The 16,695-nt window shown below is 61.7% G+C and carries 13 protein-coding genes and 3 tRNA genes; 7 read left to right on the plus strand and 9 right to left on the minus strand.

Features of this window, described 5'->3' with window-relative positions; translation table 11 throughout:
* The 3 genes from tuf to ACTJKL_RS29680 form a co-directional block, all read right to left on the minus strand.
* Positions 1 to 1,176 carry an elongation factor Tu gene (gene tuf / locus ACTJKL_RS29670; protein ID WP_100672242.1) on the minus strand — a complete coding sequence of 392 codons (1,176 nt, stop codon included), beginning with the start codon at positions 1,174 to 1,176 and terminating at the stop codon, positions 1 to 3.
* A gap of 261 nt (positions 1,177 to 1,437) precedes the next feature.
* A tRNA-Gly gene (locus ACTJKL_RS29675) sits at positions 1,438 to 1,511 on the minus strand.
* A gap of 23 nt (positions 1,512 to 1,534) precedes the next feature.
* A tRNA-Tyr gene (locus tag ACTJKL_RS29680) sits at positions 1,535 to 1,619 on the minus strand.
* A gap of 215 nt (positions 1,620 to 1,834) precedes the next feature.
* On the opposite strand from ACTJKL_RS29680, the gene ACTJKL_RS29685 reads away from it, so the two are divergent.
* Positions 1,835 to 2,710, plus strand: coding sequence for a TrmH family RNA methyltransferase (locus tag ACTJKL_RS29685; RefSeq protein WP_411932878.1), 876 nt, complete (start codon positions 1,835 to 1,837; stop codon positions 2,708 to 2,710).
* Here ACTJKL_RS29685 and ACTJKL_RS29690 read toward each other — a convergent pair.
* On the minus strand, positions 2,700 to 2,984 hold the full coding sequence (locus ACTJKL_RS29690) for a hypothetical protein (protein WP_411923622.1): 285 nt from the start codon (positions 2,982 to 2,984) through the stop codon (positions 2,700 to 2,702). The genes ACTJKL_RS29685 and ACTJKL_RS29690 overlap by 11 nt on opposite strands.
* A 108-nt stretch (positions 2,985 to 3,092) precedes the next feature.
* Positions 3,093 to 3,713 (minus strand): FMN-dependent NADH-azoreductase, encoded by a 621-nt coding sequence (locus ACTJKL_RS29695; RefSeq protein WP_018094902.1) that lies wholly within the window; start codon positions 3,711 to 3,713, stop codon positions 3,093 to 3,095.
* A 206-nt stretch (positions 3,714 to 3,919) separates the two neighbouring features.
* Between ACTJKL_RS29695 and ACTJKL_RS29700 the strand changes: the two genes are divergently transcribed.
* Both ACTJKL_RS29700 and ACTJKL_RS29705 read left to right on the plus strand, forming a co-directional pair.
* Complete coding sequence (locus ACTJKL_RS29700; RefSeq protein WP_411932877.1) at positions 3,920 to 4,861, plus strand: LysR family transcriptional regulator; 942 nt, start codon at positions 3,920 to 3,922, stop codon at positions 4,859 to 4,861.
* A 130-nt stretch (positions 4,862 to 4,991) separates the two neighbouring features.
* A complete protein-coding gene (locus ACTJKL_RS29705; protein ID WP_100672237.1) occupies positions 4,992 to 5,417 on the plus strand; it encodes a bleomycin resistance protein in 426 nt (141 codons plus the stop codon).
* Between the two features lie 174 nt (positions 5,418 to 5,591).
* On the opposite strand, the gene ACTJKL_RS29710 is transcribed toward ACTJKL_RS29705, so the two are convergent.
* Positions 5,592 to 5,667: transfer RNA gene (locus tag ACTJKL_RS29710), tRNA-Thr, on the minus strand.
* Positions 5,668 to 5,861: 194 nt separating this feature from the next.
* Here ACTJKL_RS29710 and ACTJKL_RS29715 point away from each other — a divergent pair.
* Positions 5,862 to 6,635 (plus strand): NAD kinase, encoded by a 774-nt coding sequence (locus tag ACTJKL_RS29715; RefSeq protein WP_100672236.1) that lies wholly within the window; start codon positions 5,862 to 5,864, stop codon positions 6,633 to 6,635.
* A gap of 87 nt (positions 6,636 to 6,722) precedes the next feature.
* A complete protein-coding gene (locus ACTJKL_RS29720; protein WP_440854558.1) occupies positions 6,723 to 7,223 on the plus strand; it encodes a hypothetical protein in 501 nt (166 codons plus the stop codon).
* A gap of 244 nt (positions 7,224 to 7,467) precedes the next feature.
* Here ACTJKL_RS29720 and prfB read toward each other — a convergent pair.
* The 3 genes from prfB to ACTJKL_RS29735 form a co-directional block, all read right to left on the minus strand.
* Positions 7,468 to 8,599, minus strand: a protein-coding gene (gene prfB, locus ACTJKL_RS29725; protein ID WP_100672234.1) for a peptide chain release factor 2 whose coding sequence is annotated in 2 segments (ribosomal slippage) — positions 7,468 to 8,529 and positions 8,531 to 8,599 — 1,131 coding nt in all. Because the reading frame shifts where the segments join, the coding sequence is not laid out codon by codon here.
* A 97-nt stretch (positions 8,600 to 8,696) separates the two neighbouring features.
* Positions 8,697 to 11,150, minus strand: coding sequence for a penicillin-binding protein 1A (locus tag ACTJKL_RS29730; protein WP_275600015.1), 2,454 nt, complete (start codon positions 11,148 to 11,150; stop codon positions 8,697 to 8,699).
* Between the two features lie 364 nt (positions 11,151 to 11,514).
* Positions 11,515 to 12,747 (minus strand): N-acetylmuramoyl-L-alanine amidase, encoded by a 1,233-nt coding sequence (locus ACTJKL_RS29735; protein ID WP_275598079.1) that lies wholly within the window; start codon positions 12,745 to 12,747, stop codon positions 11,515 to 11,517.
* A 758-nt stretch (positions 12,748 to 13,505) separates the two neighbouring features.
* Between ACTJKL_RS29735 and ACTJKL_RS29740 the strand changes: the two genes are divergently transcribed.
* On the plus strand, positions 13,506 to 16,280 hold the full coding sequence (locus ACTJKL_RS29740; protein WP_440854559.1) for an Rne/Rng family ribonuclease: 2,775 nt from the start codon (positions 13,506 to 13,508) through the stop codon (positions 16,278 to 16,280).
* A gap of 163 nt (positions 16,281 to 16,443) precedes the next feature.
* On the plus strand, positions 16,444 to 16,659 hold the full coding sequence (locus ACTJKL_RS29745; RefSeq protein ID WP_100672230.1) for a hypothetical protein: 216 nt from the start codon (positions 16,444 to 16,446) through the stop codon (positions 16,657 to 16,659).
* Positions 16,660 to 16,695 lie beyond the last annotated feature (36 nt).

Genomic DNA, 16,695 nt, shown 5'->3' on the forward strand with positions numbered 1-16,695 from the left:
TTACTCGACGATGGAGGCGACGATGCCTGCGCCGACGGTGCGGCCGCCTTCGCGGATAGCGAAGCGCAGCTTTTCTTCCATCGCGATCGGCACGATCAGCTCGACGTCAACCGTGACGTTGTCGCCCGGCATGACCATTTCCGTGCCTTCCGGAAGCGTCACGATGCCGGTCACGTCCGTCGTGCGGAAGTAGAACTGCGGACGGTAGTTGGTGAAGAACGGCGTGTGACGGCCACCCTCTTCCTTCGTCAGGATGTAGGCTTCGGCCTTGAACTTGCGGTGCGGCTTGACCGAACCCGGCTTGCACAGAATCTGACCGCGCTCGACGCCGTTGCGGTCGACACCGCGAAGCAGCGCGCCGATGTTGTCGCCGGCCTGGCCCTGGTCGAGCAGCTTGCGGAACATTTCAACGCCCGTGCAGGTCGTCTTCGTCGTCGGACGGATGCCGACGATCTCGATTTCCTCACCGACCTTGACGATGCCGCGCTCAACGCGACCGGTCACGACCGTACCGCGGCCCGAGATCGAGAACACGTCTTCGATCGGCATCAGGAACGGCTGGTCGATCGGACGCTCAGGCGTCGGGATGTAGGCGTCAACCGCAGCCATCAGCTCGCGGATCGCGTCTTCGCCGATCTTCTTGTCCGAATCCTCAAGCGCAGCCAGAGCCGAACCCTTGATGATCGGAATGTCGTCGCCCGGGAATTCGTAGGACGACAGCAGTTCGCGCACTTCCAGCTCGACCAGCTCGAGCAGTTCAGCGTCGTCGACCTGGTCGACCTTGTTCAGGAACACCACGATCGCCGGAACGCCGACCTGGCGGGCGAGCAGGATGTGCTCGCGCGTCTGCGGCATCGGGCCGTCAGCGGCCGAAACAACCAGGATCGCGCCGTCCATCTGCGCCGCACCGGTGATCATGTTCTTGACGTAGTCGGCGTGGCCGGGGCAGTCGACGTGCGCATAGTGACGGTTCGGCGTCTCGTATTCGACGTGCGCCGTCGAAATGGTGATGCCGCGCGCCTTTTCTTCCGGCGCAGCGTCGATCTGGTCATACGCCTTGAACTCGCCGAAATACTTCGTGATCGCTGCCGTCAGCGACGTCTTGCCATGGTCAACGTGGCCAATCGTGCCAATGTTGACGTGCGGCTTATTGCGCTCAAATTTGCTCTTTGCCATGGGTACGCTTCCTGTGGTCAAATCGGATGGATCAGCCGGCGGGGCCGGTTTGTCGAGCCGTTTAAGGGTTTCGTCGCATTTGCGCAAGACTTAATTGCGTGCGCCGGAACGGCAAGGTCTCGCCTCTTCAGAAAGGCAGCGGCAAGCGGCGGCAGAAGTACCCAAAGCGCTACGCCTCGGGCCGGAAAATAGAACGTAAACAAGCGCGTGCGGCAAAAACCTGAAGTGCAGCGGATTTTTTTGATGCTTTGAAAAAGAAGCTGGAGCGGGTAGCGGGAATCGAACCCGCGTATTCAGCTTGGAAGGCTGCTGCTCTACCATTGAGCTATACCCGCGGGCCTTCGATCCTGAAGCAGAATGGTGGAGGGAGTTGGATTTGAACCAACGTAGGCTGAGCCAACGGATTTACAGTCCGTCCCCTTTAACCACTCGGGCATCCCTCCATTTTTCTGTCGGGATCAATCGACCAAGCATTTGAGATCGCGTAAGAACCGGCGTCGTTTGTCGCCACCCCGCGATCTGCGCCGGGTATATGACCGCCTGCATTCGTCCTGTCAACACGGCGAAATGCAAATTCTCAGAATTTCTCCACTGCCGACCGCAGCGGCGATTTCCGAAATCAGTTTCAACCGGAGGCGAAGCTTACTATAAGACCGGCATGAGCAAGGACAAGACCGGCGACAAGAGCGCCAAAGACACCCATTATGCAAATCTGCGCCGTGCGCACCGGGACGCCCGGCGCGAACGCGGGGAGATTCCGACTCCGCGCCAGGACAAGCGCGGAAAGCTGCCCGCCGACTGGAAGCCGCCGGCGCTCGCCCCGGACCAGGTGCTCCTCTACGGCCTGCACACGGTCCGCGCCGCCCTCGACAATCCGGAACGCCGCATCATCCGCCTCTCGGTAACGCAGAACGCCGCCGCGCGCCTGGAGCTCGGCGATTTGGCGGCGCTCCCCTTCCCGGCCGAGACTGTAACGCCGCAGGAGCTCGACCGCATGCTCGGCCCCGATGCCATTCACCAGGGCGTGATGCTGGAGACGCAGCCTCTGCCGCACCGCAAGCTCGAGGCTCTTCGCGACTGCCCCTTGATTCTCGTTCTCGATCAGGTGACCGATCCCCACAATGTCGGAGCGATCATGCGCTCGGCGGTCGCCTTCGACGCAGGCGCGCTCATTACGACGATGCGCCACAGTCCAACCGAATCAGGTGTGCTGGCGAAATCGGCCTCGGGTGCGCTGGAGCTCATTCCTTATATCCAGATCACCAATCTCGCCGACACCCTCGAAGAGCTCCACGAACTCGGCTTCATGACGATAGGCCTCGATTCCGAGGGCCCGCAGCCGCTCGAAGGCACATTCGCCGGCGACAAGATCGCGCTGGTGCTCGGTGCGGAGGGTAAGGGCCTGCGCCAGAAGACCCGGCAGACGGTCAAGGCGCTCGCACGGCTCGACATGCCCGGCGCGATCAAGTCGCTGAACGTGTCGAATGCCGCCGCCATCGCAATGTACGCGGCAAGACATCATCTTAGGGGATAGGAGCCGGCGGGACGATCGTCACGGTGAGCCCCGCCGTCGGACAGCCGTCCTGCAATCTTTTCCAAGTCGTGACGTTGAGGTTCATTTCGCAGCGCGCGAGATAGGAGATGTCGCCGATGCGGATGCACGCAGTCTGGCCGAGTTCGTATTTGCCCCCATCGCGGTGACGACAGGTGCACCGCCCGCCCGGCGCAGACGCGGAAACACTTCCGGCCACCAGGGCGACGGCCGCGAGCGACAACGCCAGAAACCGCAGGGCGCGCACGCATTTCATGCCCGACAGAATAGCGCAGTTTCGACCCGATCAGAAACGGAGAATGCCGGCTGATTGCTCGGCCGGCATCCTCCGCAACGAACCGGCGCCACGGCGCCGGCCGAATGATTAGCTTGCGAGCTTCAGAACGTTGCCCTGAGCAATCGTCTTTTCGGCTTCGGCTATGGCGAACTGCTTCTGGTCGGGGCCGAGATTCAGGCCCTCTGCGCGGATGAACTCGATGTCCGTTATGCCGAAGAAACCGAAGACCGACCGCAGATAGGTTTCCTGGTGGTCCATGGCGGAAGCCGGGGCGACCGAATAATGACCGCCACGGGTGGAGGCGACGATAACCTTCTTGCCCTTGGCGAGGCCTTCCGGTCCTGCTTCGGTATAGCGGAAGGTTTTGCCGGCAACGGCCAGACGGTCGATCCACGCCTTGAGCTGGCTCGGGATCGAGAAGTTATACATCGGCGCACCGACGACGACTGTGTCGGCAGCCAGGAATTCCTCGAGCATCTGGCGGCCGATGCGCACATCGGCGGCCAGAGCGGCATCGACACCATCGAGGTCTGCGGGCGCCATGATCTGTGCGCCGGTCAGGTGCGGAACGCGTTCGGATGCGAGATCCCGATAGGTGATCTCCGCATCGGGCTGGTCGGCCTTGAGCTGCGACACGATTGCCGACGTCAGGCGGCGGGAGACGGAGTGTTCGCCGAGAATGCCGGAGTCGATATGGAGGATTTTCATGGGAAGCACCTTTGCTTACGTTGCGGTGCATCACATATGATCTGCAAACAATCATTCGATAAGTCAGCGAATATTTGACATTCCGTTTCCCCAGGGAAACAATTCGGCATATATCGCGGCAGATGGCCCCCTGAGCTCCAATCGTTACCCTCCAATCGACGGGGAGCCGCACCGAACGTCGATACCGCCTTTGATGGGAGGCACTCATGCAGGATCTCAACGATATCGCGCTCTTCGCCGCAGTCGTCAAACACAATGGCTTCAGCGCCGCCGCGCGCGACCTGAACGTGCCGAAATCCAAGCTCAGCAAACATGTCGCACGCCTGGAGGAGCAATTGGGCGTGCGTCTGCTCGAACGCTCGACGCGCAAGCTTCGAATGACCGAAATCGGCCGTATCTTTTACGAGCACGCCCAGGGGCTGCTCGACGGCGTGGCCGCCGCCGAAGCCGAGATCGCCGCAGTGCGCGCCGAGCCGACGGGTGTCGTCCGGCTCGCCTGTCCTATCGGCTTCACACCGATGCTCGCCGACATCCTGCCCGCCTTTCACCGCCGATATCCGGGCGTCCGCCTGTTGATCACCGCCTCCAACCGGCGGATCGATCTCATCGAGGAACGGATCGACGTGGCCTTGCGCGCACGCGACCAGCTCGACACCGACAGCCAGCTGATCGTCCGAAAATTCGGCGAAGTGCGCCAACGCCTCGCCGCCAGCCCGACGCTTCTCGCGCGCCTCGGTGAGATCACGACCGACAATCTTTCGCAAATGCCGACGCTGTCGATGAACGAGCAGCACCCCAATGATGTCTGGCGGCTCGTACACGCAACCGGGGGAGCGATCGAGATCGCTCACCGGCCCATAGTCGGCTGCAGCGATTTTCTCATCCTCGAACGCGCGGCCATCGAAGGCATGGGCATAGCGCTGCTGCCCGACCACATCTGCGAGCGCGCCTTCCGAACCGGCGCCCTCGTTCCGGTCCTGCCGGAGTGGACCTCCGGCAACGTCATGGTCCACCTCGTCTTCCCCTCGCGCCACGGCCTGCTGCCCGCGACCCGCGCCCTCATCGACTTTCTGGCGGAAAATCTGATCAAGGCGCTGGAGCGCTGCCGCGAGGTCGACCCGAGGCCGGCCGCGTCGTTCGAGATTTGATGATGGTGTTTCGTGCGTCCCGCCCGTATTCGCCTCGAAGCGAAGCGTTATCGAGCGCCGAGGACGAGGATGCGGTACGGCGAGGCATGCGGGAACCCGGAGGACTTTAAGATGTCCGGAGGACTTGAAGATGAGTAACGCGCTGGTACCAGAGTTTGCTGTCTCCGATTGGCAGGCTTCCAAAGAATTCTACTGTAATATCCTCGGTTTCTCGTGCGACTACGAACGGCCGGAAGAGGGCTTTTGTTATCTCAGTCGGGACGGCGCGGAACTCATGCTCGATCAGATCGGCGCGGGGCGCACCTTCGATGACGGCCACCTTCCGCAGAGTTATCCCTTTGGAAAGGGGCTGAACGTCCAAATTCGCGTTGCCTCAGCCGATGCCCTTGTTCGAGCCTTGACCGACAAGGGAATCGCGCTCTACCTCCCCCTCGAGGAACGCTGGTATCGACGGGGTGAGGAAGAGGTCGGCAATCGCCAGTTCGTGGTCGCAGATCCCGACGGATACCTGCTGCGGTTCTATGAGCCTTTGGGGCTGCGCCCCGGAGCTTCATGAGGCTGCTTCGCTTCTCATGTTGGCCCGCCGAAGCGGAGTGCAGCAGGGCCATATGAGGGCCTGTTGGACGTTGTGCGGCCGCCCTCCGGACAAATCGGCGAGAGGATTTCCGCGTCTCCATTCCGAGTACGGATCAACACCAAAGCGAAGGAAAAATAACGGCGGAAAGCGATATGGTGCCCCCAGAGAGACTCGAACTCCCGACCTACTGATTACAAATCAGCCGCTCTACCAACTGAGCTATAAGGGCATATTAGGGCTGGGAGTTACCATATTCTCTCCCGGTGTAAAGCAAAAATGCGGCTTCTCCCAATTTTTCGGATGCGTTCGTGCCGAGGCCGTGCCAGAAAAAGCGACCGTGGCGTCTATAGCGCCGCACGCCTAAATTGACGCGAAAACAAGCGGAAGCGCCCCTGCCCCCGCAATGACAGACGGACTGAGTTCATGGCCCGCAAGTTCAACTCCCTCGCCTTCATCGCATCGCCGGCAGAGGAAGCACAGAAGGCGGCCAAGGATCTCCGGGCCCTCTACGGAGATCATGATGCGGACAAGGCCGAAGTGATCGTCGCGCTCGGCGGCGATGGCTTCATGCTGCACACGCTCCACAGGACGATGAATACCGGCAAGCTCGTCTACGGGATGAACCGCGGCTCGGTCGGGTTCCTGATGAACCGCTACAGCACCGAGAACCTGCATCAGCGCATCGCCAATGCGGACGAAAACGCATTTCATCCGCTCGAGATGCGCACCACGGACGTCAACGGCGACAAGTTCACCGCGCTTGCCATCAACGAGGTCTACCTTTTCCGCCAGTCCTACCAGGCCGCGAAGTTGAAGGTCATCGTAGACGGAAAGACGCGGCTCGACGAACTGACCTGCGACGGGCTGCTTCTGGCGACGCCTGCGGGCTCCACCGCCTATAATCTTTCTGCGCACGGGCCGATCCTGCCGTTGGAAGCTCCGCTCCTGGCGTTGACGCCCGTCAGCCCTTTCCGGCCGCGGCGCTGGCGCGGGGCGCTGTTGCCGAATCACGTGACGGTGGACATCGAAATCCTCGAGGCCGACAAGCGCCCGGTCAACGCCGTGGCAGACCACCAGGAAGTCAAGTCCGTCGTGCATGTCCGCATCGCCGAATCGGAGAAGCTCACGGCGCGGATCCTTTCGGATCCGGATCATTCCTGGTCCGATCGCATTCTCGCCGAGCAGTTTTCCAATTGAAATCTCACGTTGCAAGGCCGATATGGTATGATCACGGGCGGTAGCGTGCCTCGCGGTCCCGGCGTTCGGTTGCGAAGGATATCCACAATGCACAAGGCCCTGCTGATAGCGCTCTGCCTGACCCTGCCCTCAAGCGCGCTTTTCGCTCAGGACAATGGCCTCCTGCCCCCGAACGTCATCTTCGTGACGAGCACGGGCTTTTGGGAGGAGAGCGGCGGCGCGCCGCAGCCGGACGAAAGCAGGGATGGCGACAAGGGTGCGAAGACTGCGGCGCCCGGTGGGCGGCGCGGCTATTATAAACTGATTGCCGTTCGACAGGAGGACGGCACCGCGCAGGTCCATCTGCAGCAGATCGCCTCCACTCCGACCGGTCCCGAGGTGGTTTCCTCCGCGGAACTGGAGGAATTCACGGCGCTGAAGCCCTATGTCACCGATATTCGCCCCGAAACCTCGACAGGGATCACGCCGCAGCCGGGAATGTTCGCGACGGTTTATCTGAAGACCGAAGCGGGCGCGACCGAGCCCGAGTCCTGGACGGTCCTCATCGACGAGCTCGGCGACATCAAGATCGAGCGCGCGACGAATTGAGGGTCACTGAACTTCGCCCCTCATCCGCCTGCCGGCACCTTTATAACTTGTCATTAGCCAAATCCGCCATGCTTGTGGATGCGGTGGCGAAGGGGACTAGGGCCTGCCGCGAGCCCCCTTCGCCCCGCTTGCGGGGGAGAAGGTGGCCGGCAGGCCGGATGAGGGGCGGCTTTCAGCGCAGACCGCACACCGCCCATCCCGAAAGGAATTTCCCCTCGCCCCCTCAATACCGGGGCAACGGCAATCAGCTCAGGTCGTCGACGGCCGCATCCGCGCCACCGCTGACGCGATGTGCAAGGGCTGCCTCCATGAACTCGTTCAGTTCACCGTCGAGCACGTCGCCCGGGCTGGTGCTTTCGACACCCGTCCTCAAATCCTTGACCAACTGATAGGGCTGAAGGACGTAGGAGCGGATCTGGTGACCCCAGCCTATATCGGTCTTCGACGCCGCCTCGACGTTGGCGGCCTCCTCGCGCTTCTTCAGTTCAGCCTCGTAGAGCCGCGCGCGAAGCATGTCCCATGCCTTGGCGCGGTTCTTGTGCTGCGAGCGTTCCTGCTGGCACTGCACCACGATGCCGCTCGGCATATGGGTGATGCGCACGGCCGAATCGGTCGTATTGACGTGCTGACCGCCGGCGCCCGAGGAGCGGTACGTATCGATCCGGCAATCGCTTTCGTTGATGTCGATCTGGATCGATTCGTCCACGACGGGATAGACCCAGATGGACGAAAAGGACGTATGGCGGCGAGCGTTGCTGTCATAGGGAGAAATCCGGACGAGGCGATGCACGCCCGATTCCGTCTTCAGCCAGCCATAGGCATTATGCCCCTTGACGAGAAGCGTAGCGGATTTGATGCCTGCTTCTTCCCCGTCCTGGATTTCCATGAGCTCGACCTTGTAGCCCTGGCGTTCGGCCCATCGCGTATACATGCGAAGCAGCATGTTCGCCCAGTCCTGGCTTTCCGTGCCGCCGGCGCCCGAATGGACTTCGAGATAAGTGTCGTTCTGGTCGGCCTCGCCCGAAAGCATGGCCTCGACCTGCTTCTTCGCCGCCTCGCCACGCAATTGGCGAAGCGCTTCCTCGGCCTCGGATACGATCGCCGAATCGCCCTCCTCTTCACCGAGTTCGATGAGCTCGATGTTGTCGTTGAGCTGCTGCTCGAAGCGGCGCAGGCCATTGATGCCATCGTCGAGCTGCTGGCGCTCGCGCATCAGTTTCTGCGCCTCGGCCGCATCGTTCCAGAGCGACGGATCTTCCGCCTTGTTGTTCAACCAGTCCAGTCGTCTTACCGCCTGATCCCAGTCAAAGATGCCTCCTCAGCAGGCTTATGGCCTGCTTGATTTCGTCGACGATGTTCTCGATTTCGCTGCGCATGATCCTGCTTCTTCAGGTGACTTTTCCAACGTGACGGTCAAATAGCGGTGCCCGCCGCCGATGTAAAGGCGACGGGCACCGCGTGCGATGGAAAGGATCAGAACAGTCCGTTGGAGCCGGAGGTTACCGCCTGGTTGGCCTGCGGAGAGGTTCTCAATATTTCTTCCGGCGGCGCATATTCGTCGAGGTCGCCGATGACCGAGAAGGTGTCCGCAGGGCCGGTGCCCGGCTTGAAGGCTTCGATGATCGTGTCCGGCTCGCCCTCGACGGCCGCCATGCCGGTCTTGCGGTTGACGGGAATAAGGCTCATGCCTTCCGGCACCACGAACTTGCCGGGACGGGTACCCTCCACCGCCTTCTGCATGAAGGCGTTGAAGATCGGCGCCGACAGGCCGCCGCCGGTCGACCCGCGCCCGAGCGGTGCCGGGTCGTCGAAGCCGAGATAGAGCCCCGCGACGAGGTCGGGAGTGTAACCCACGAACCAGGCGTCCTTCTCGTCATTGGTCGTGCCGGTCTTGCCTGCGACAGGGCGATCGAGTTTGATCTTGCCTGCCGCGGTCCCCCGCGCGACTACGCCTTCCATCATGGAGGTGATCTGATAGGAGGTCATCGGGTCGAGGACCTGCTCGCGATTGTCGATCAGCACCGGCTCTTCCTGAGCTTCCCAATGGTCGGCATTGCAATTCTCGCAGGCCCGGTCCTCGTGGCGGAAGATGGTCTTGCCGTAACGGTCCTGGATCCGGTCGATCAGCGACGGCTTGATCTGCTTGCCGCCATTGGCGATGACGGCATAGGCGGACACGAGACGCAGCACCGTCGTTTCGCCGGAACCGAGGGACATCGCAAGAAGCGGCGCCATCTTGTCGTAGATCCCGAAACGTTCGGCATATTCGGCGACGATGTTCATGCCCAGGTCGTTGGCAAGCCGGACCGTCATCAGGTTGCGCGATTTTTCGATGCCGAGGCGGAGCGTCGACGGTCCGGCAGAGCCGCCGCCGTAGTTTTCGGGCCGCCAGACCTGACCGCCCGCGACGATCTCGATAGGCGCATCCAGAATGACCGATGCCGGGGTATAGCCGTTGTCGAGGGCGGCCGCGTAGACGAAGGGTTTGAAGGCGGAACCGGGCTGGCGCATCGCCTGAGTCGCGCGGTTGAACTCGGACTGTCCGTAGGAAAACCCGCCGACCATCGCCAGCACGCGGCCGGTATGCGGGTCCATCGCGACCAATCCGCCCTGAACCTTCGGCGGCTGGCGCAGCCGATATTCGCCGGCCTCTTGCAACGGCTCGACATAGACGACGTCGCCCGGCCCGAAGACCCCCTCCGGCGACTTGGCGTTCTTGCGCTTTCCGCCCGCGGAGCGATAGGCCCACTGCATGTTCTTGGCGGCAATCCGCCCGGTCACCCGTTCAGGCACGATCTTGCCCGAGACTTCCTTTTCCGGCTGGACGCCGATTTCGGCGCCTTCGCTGTCTACAGAGAGCACGACCGCCAGTTTCCATTCCGGCACGTCGCTGAGCATGGGGATCTTGCTCAGCGGCTCGCCCCAGTCGCCGCCGATCTCGATTGTCTTCACCGGACCGTGAAAGCCTCGCCGCTCGTCGTAGTTCAAAAGCCCGTCCTGAAGCGCCTTGCGCGCCGCAATCTGCAGCCGCGGATCCAGCGACGTACGCACGGAAAGCCCGCCCTCGTAAAGGGCCTTGTCACCGTATTTCTGGATGATCTGACGACGCACTTCTTCGGCGAAGAAATCGGAGGCGAAGAGGTGCGCGCCGCCGCGCCGCGGCTTGACGCCGAGCGGTTGTTGCTTTGCCTCCTCGCCGTCAGCCTTGGTGACGTATCCATTTTCGACCATCCGATCGATCACCCAGTTGCGGCGCTCGATCGCAGCCTCGACCTCGCGGAACGGGTGATAATTGGCCGGCCCCTTGGGCAGGGCCGCAAGATAGGCGGTCTCGGCAATCGTCAGTTCCGTCACCGACTTGTCGAAATAGGTCAGCGCCGCCCCGGCGATGCCGTAGGAATTCAGCCCGAAGAAAATCTCGTTGAGATAGAGCTCGAGAATGCGGTCCTTGCTGTAGGCCTGTTCGATGCGGAAGGAGAGGATCGCTTCCTTGATCTTGCGATCGAGCGTCTGGTCGGAGCTCAGAAGGAAATTCTTGGCGACCTGCTGGGTGATCGTCGACGCTCCGACCGGGCGCCGACCGGAGCCGAAATTCTGCACATTGACGACGATGGCGCGCGCAAGGCCCGTCACGTCGACACCCGGATGCCGGTAGAAATTCTTGTCTTCCGCCGAGATGAATGCGGCCTTGACGCGATCGGGTATCGCCTGAATAGGCAGATACAGCCGGCGCTCGCGCGCATATTCGGCCATCAGCGCGCCGTTACCCGCATGGAAGCGCGTCGTCACCGGCGGTGCATAATTGGCCAGCACCTCATAGTCGGGCAAGTCCTTGGTGATGCCGCCGAGATAGATCGCGACGGCCGCGGCTGTGCCAAGCAGCAGAAACGCACCAATGCCAAAAAAATATCCAATCAGTCTGATCATCAGTCAGGTACCGGTATCTAATTATCGTCCCATTGCGAGGTCGCCGAGTGCCCGAACGCTCGTTTTCCGCGAAAGGAAGCCGACTTCGCCAAACTCTTCCAAAGAAATCGTCCGGCATTTTCAGTTACACGCGTTTGGGCTCCCTCATATGGCCAGGAACCTGAAGCATCAACACCGTTTCCCACAAATCGGGACGCCCTCCCCCTAAGGGGCCCGGATTGTGAGTAAAATAGGGCTGTTACCGGATTATACAGTGCGCATCCGCTGAAAAGCATATCGCTGTTACCGGCTCGACACAAATCACATCCCCATTCCGTGGCGCCGGGCTGGGACGAGATCAGCGATCCCGGAATGCCCTGCGCATTCAACCGCCGTTTGCAACCGCGGTGTTCCGGTAGCGCTGAACGGCGTCCGCAAGCAGCGCGGATACCTTCTTCCGCCATTCCGCATCGAGCAGTTGCTTCTCATCTTCCTTGTTCGACAGGAAGCCGAGCTCGAGCAGCACCGAGGGCACGTCCGGCGCCTGCAGGACCCGGAACCCCGCATGGCGGTGCGGATTGTTGATCAGCTTGATCTGCCCTTCGAACGAGGAAATGACGCTTCGGGCGAGGTTGACCGAGAAAGCCTGCGTTTCGCGGCGGGTGAGATCGATGAGGATATCCGCGACTTCGGCCGGCTCGCTTTCAAGCGGAATCCCGGCAATCTCGTCGGAGAGATTCTCGCGTGCGGCAAGATCGGCTGCGAGGTGGTCGGACGCCTTGTCGGAGATCGTGTAGACCGTGGCGCCCCGAATATCCTTCTGCCGTAATGTGTCGGCGTGAACCGAAATGAACAGGTTGGAGCCTCGCTGGCGTGCAATCTGCACGCGTTGAGGGAGGGAGAGAAATTCGTCGCGTTCACGCGTCAGAAACGCCTCGATGCCGGGTTCGTGATTGAGCCGTTCCACCAGCTCCTTCGCGAAGGCCAGGGTCACGTGTTTCTCTTCGGTTTTCGTGACGCCACCGATTGCACCGGTATCGATTCCGCCATGGCCGGCATCTATCGCAACCACGAAGACGCCGGCCTTCGGGGGTGGCGCGGCGGCCGGCCGGTCGGTCTTGGCGGAGGGCACCGTGCCTGTCCACTGCTGCTCGGCCAGGAGCTTGTCGAAGCGGTCCTGGCCGATCCTCTCCGCATCGAGCACGAGGCGAAAGCCCTTCCCGTCCTCCACCGGCTTCACTTCCGCATGGGTCACCTCCGTCGGCCCCTTGGCGGAGAGCACAAGCCGCGAGGCCCCTGCCCCCATTCCGCCGTAGCGGATGGCGTCGAACAACCCGCGAGGCTGCAGGCTCTCCGGTTTCAGTCCGAACGACGTTTCCGGCAGATCGACGATGACGCGAAAAGGATTGGCGACGTAGTGGATGGAGAAGGCCGGCTCGCGATCGAACTCGATGACCAGGCGCGTGCGGGCATCGTCGCCGGCAATCCGCGCGGCATAGGCGAGGAGAGGCACCGGCTCGCCGGCGCGCACGCCCGCCACGGGCGACAAGAGAAGCAAAACGGCACCAAAGGCAGCGACGAGCACGCGCATACCGCGACGACGCCCGATCGCCTCCATGGAACACAGCCTAGTCGCCGAACGCCTCACCTGAAACCCCGCATTCATCCAATCAATGTACCGGCGAAGGTCTCCCCGGCACCCCCTATCCGCCCCTCAACCAATGAACCCTCAGGGTTAACCAAAGCTTGACGCGGAGGCCGTCGCACCGCCCGTCAGCCGGCGCTGTCTTCTCCTGAAGGTCCGGTTACACCCGCGCAAGCGAATCGATCAATATTGTGGCGGCAAAGGCTTTTCCCTTGCCAATGTGACATGGAAAACATAAAAGCGTCACAAGGAGAAAGTGTTGACGGGATAGAATCGTCGGCCGGGCAGCCGGAGCTTTTAGACGAGCTTGGCGCCAGGGAGTGATCGAGCCGGAACAACCGGTTGCAACCGTATCAAGCTTCCGCGGCCGCAGGAATTCATCCGCCGTCGCCGCATTTCCTCCTCCGTATACTGGTTCGCAAATTTCCGGCGGTGGCCGGAGTTCTTGATGGTGAATTTCACCGGATGCCCGCAAGCGGGCGCATTCATCGGGCCTCTTCCAGAGGTCCAGGACATTGGCATTCTTGTTTGGTCTTTGATGTGACTCAGCAGTATCGGTCAGAAGTAGAGCGGCCCCGGGACCCCAGCGTTCCGGCTGCCGTCTGGCTGCTGCACCATCGCCTGCGCCAAACAGGACCTTTCATATCCGGCGCAGCCTCCGACGTCTTCGACAGCCTTCTTGAAAAAGGCACTCTGTCTGTCGTCCCGCCGCGCCGAGGAGCACAGCTTAGATGGCAGAGAAAATGCTTATCGATGCGTCTCACTCAGAGGAGACGCGCGTCGTTGTCGTACGCGGGAACCGCATAGAAGAATTCGATTTCGAATCGGAACATAAGAAGCAGATCCGCGGCAATATCTACCTGGCGAAGGTAACCAGAGTGGAGCCGTCGCTCCAGGCGGCCTTCGTCGATTACGGCGGCAATCGCCACGGGTTTCTGGCCTTCGCCGAAATCCATCCCGACTACTACCAGATCCCCCTCGCCGACCGTCAGGCCCTGTTGAAGGCGGAAGCCGAAGAGGCTCGCCGCGACGATGACGAGCCGAACGATACCGTGGCGGAACAGAAATCCGCGCCGGCCGGCGATACGGTTGCCGAAGTCGTGGCACAGGCCGAAGCCGCCGAGGCAGCCGGAGAAGCCGCCGAGGCCGCTGCGGAGAAGCCGAAGGCCAAGGCCAAGCCGAAGCGTACCCGCCGCGCGAAGCCGAAGGCCGGCGAAGAGCCCGTGGCGCCTGAGGGCGGCCCGTCGGAAGACGGTGAAGGCGACAAGAACGAAATGGCCGCGGTGGTCGATACCGATTCGATCTCCGAGGATATCGACGCGCGTCGTCAGCGTGACGACGACGATGACGACGACAATCACGACGGCGAAAAGGAAATCATCGAATCCGTCGGCGCCGAAGATGCCATGGAAGAGGTAGCGGATCGTCATATCCGTAAGCCGCGCAAGCAATACCGCATTCAGGAGGTGATCAAGCGCCGGCAGATCCTGCTGGTTCAGGTCGCAAAGGAAGAGCGCGGCAACAAGGGTGCGGCACTCACGACCTATCTTTCGCTCGCAGGCCGCTACTCCGTTCTCATGCCGAACACGGCGCGCGGCGGCGGCATTTCGCGCAAAATCACCAACCTGCAGGACCGCAAGCGTCTGAAGGAAATCGCCCGCGGTCTCGACGTGCCGCAGGGAATGGGTGTGATCCTGCGCACCGCCGGGGCCAATCGCACGAAAGTCGAGATCAAGCGCGACTTCGAATACCTCATGCGGCTGTGGGAGAACGTCCGCACGCTGACGCTGAACTCTACTGCCCCCTGCCTCGTCTACGAGGAGGGCAGCCTTATCAAGCGATCGATCCGTGATCTCTACAACAAGGACATCAGCGAGATCGTCGTTTCGGGCGAGGAAGGCTACAAGGAAGCCAAGGGCTTCATGAAGATGCTGATGCCGAGCCACGCAAAGGTCGTGCAGCCCTATCGCGACGTGCATCCGATCTTCTCCCGCTCCGGCATCGAAGCGCAGCTCGATCGCATGCTGCAGCCGCAGGTGACGCTGAAGTCTGGCGGCTACATCATCATCAACCAGACCGAAGCTCTGGTTTCCATCGATGTGAACTCCGGTCGTTCGACGCGCGAACACTCGATCGAGGATACGGCTCTCCAGACGAATCTCGAGGCAGCCGAGGAAGTAGCGCGGCAATTGCGCCTTCGCGACCTTGCCGGCCTGATCGTGATCGACTTCATCGACATGGAAGAGAAGCGGAACAACCGCTCCGTCGAGAAGAAGCTCAAGGATTGCCTGAAGAACGATCGGGCCCGTATCCAGGTCGGCCGCATCTCGCATTTCGGCCTGCTCGAAATGTCTCGCCAGCGCATTCGCGCCTCGGTGCTGGAAAGCACGATGCAGACCTGCCCGCACTGCAACGGCACGGGCCATATTCGTTCGCAATCCTCCGTTGCCCTGCATGTTCTGCGCGGCATCGAGGAACATCTGCTCAAGAACACCACGCACGACATCAGCGTGCGCACGACACCCGATATCGCGCTCTACCTGCTCAATCAGAAGCGCAGCTCGATTACAGACTACGAACAGCGCTTCGGTGTCTCCATCTTCATCGAAGCGGACGCCCATGTCGGTGCGCAGCACTTCGCGATCGATCGCGGTGAACCGGTCGAAAATCCGGTGAGGATCGACCAGATCCTGCAGTTCGAGCCGGAGCCGGAAGACGAAGAAGAGGTCCTCATCGAGGAGGAGACCGACGAAGAGGAAGCGGAAGAGATTGCTGCCGAGCGTCAGGACCAGAAAAAGGGTCAGACCGACGAGCAAGGCGGCCGCAAGCGCAAGCGTCGTCGCCGCCGGCGCGGCAAGGGCACGGGTCAGGGGGCGGACGAAGCCTTCGCTGAGGCCGCCGACGCGGCTGAGGACGAGACCGGCGATGAAGGCGCCGTGGACGATGCCGAGGATGAAGGCGACGCCACGGATGCCCTGAATGGTGATAGCGAGCAGAAGCGCAAGCGTCGCCGCCGCGGCAAGCGTGGCGGCCGCCGCAGTCGTCAGGATGAACTTGCTGAAGCCGAGGGCGAGGCCGGCGTGGCTGCAGAAGCCGGCGAAGCGGCCGGTGACGACGCAGAGGCGGAAGTCCTCCCAGCCGCGGCAGCCGAGGAGACGTCGCCGGATATCGCGGCAGCCGCTGCCGTCGAGGCAGCAGCGGAGGAGCCGAAACCGGCCAAACCCCGGCGCAGCCGCAAGAAAGCAGTCAAGGCCGAGGAGCCGGCCGAGAGTGTCGACGAAGGAGCCGAGAAGGCCGTCGAGTCCCAACCCGAAACACCCGAAGTCGCACCTGAGGCGGTGGAGGAAGCTGTTGCCGATCTGGAAGGCGCAAAGCCTGCGCGCGCAAACCGGGATCTGTCGGCGATCGCTACCGAGCCGGTCGTGACGTCCAGCAAAAGCGAGGGCGAAGAGGAGCCGGCAAAACCCAAAAAGGGCGGCTGGTGGCAGCGCCGCGGTTTCTTCTAAGAAGCAAAGAAATAGCCCGGAGCGATCCGGGCTTTTTCATGGCCGGGACGCGTGGCGGCTCAGGTGTGAGCTGCCCCATTGAAAAACTCCGCCCTTTCCGGACGGAAAGCCGCACATAGTTTTCCTTATCCCGCTCTATACTTTCCAGAGGGAGGATGAGGCCATGCACAAGTTCACAGTCATCGTTACGGAAGAGTTCGAAGCCGACACTGCCGAGGAAGCTGCCTTGCTCATGTATCAGCAACTGACCAACGGGCCGGCCCCTTTGCATTATTCGGTCACGGATGAAACGAAGCTCGCAACCAACCTGACACTGGACCGGAAAGAGGCAGATGAGTTTGCGAGTGTCGATCACACCGCAGACCCCGGCAACTGGTAAAAGCCGGCGCAACTACCCGCGACGGCTTGTTTGATT

Source organism: Sinorhizobium sp. 22678 (assembly GCF_052044265.1).
Taxonomy (GTDB): domain Bacteria; phylum Pseudomonadota; class Alphaproteobacteria; order Rhizobiales; family Rhizobiaceae; genus Sinorhizobium; species Sinorhizobium meliloti_A.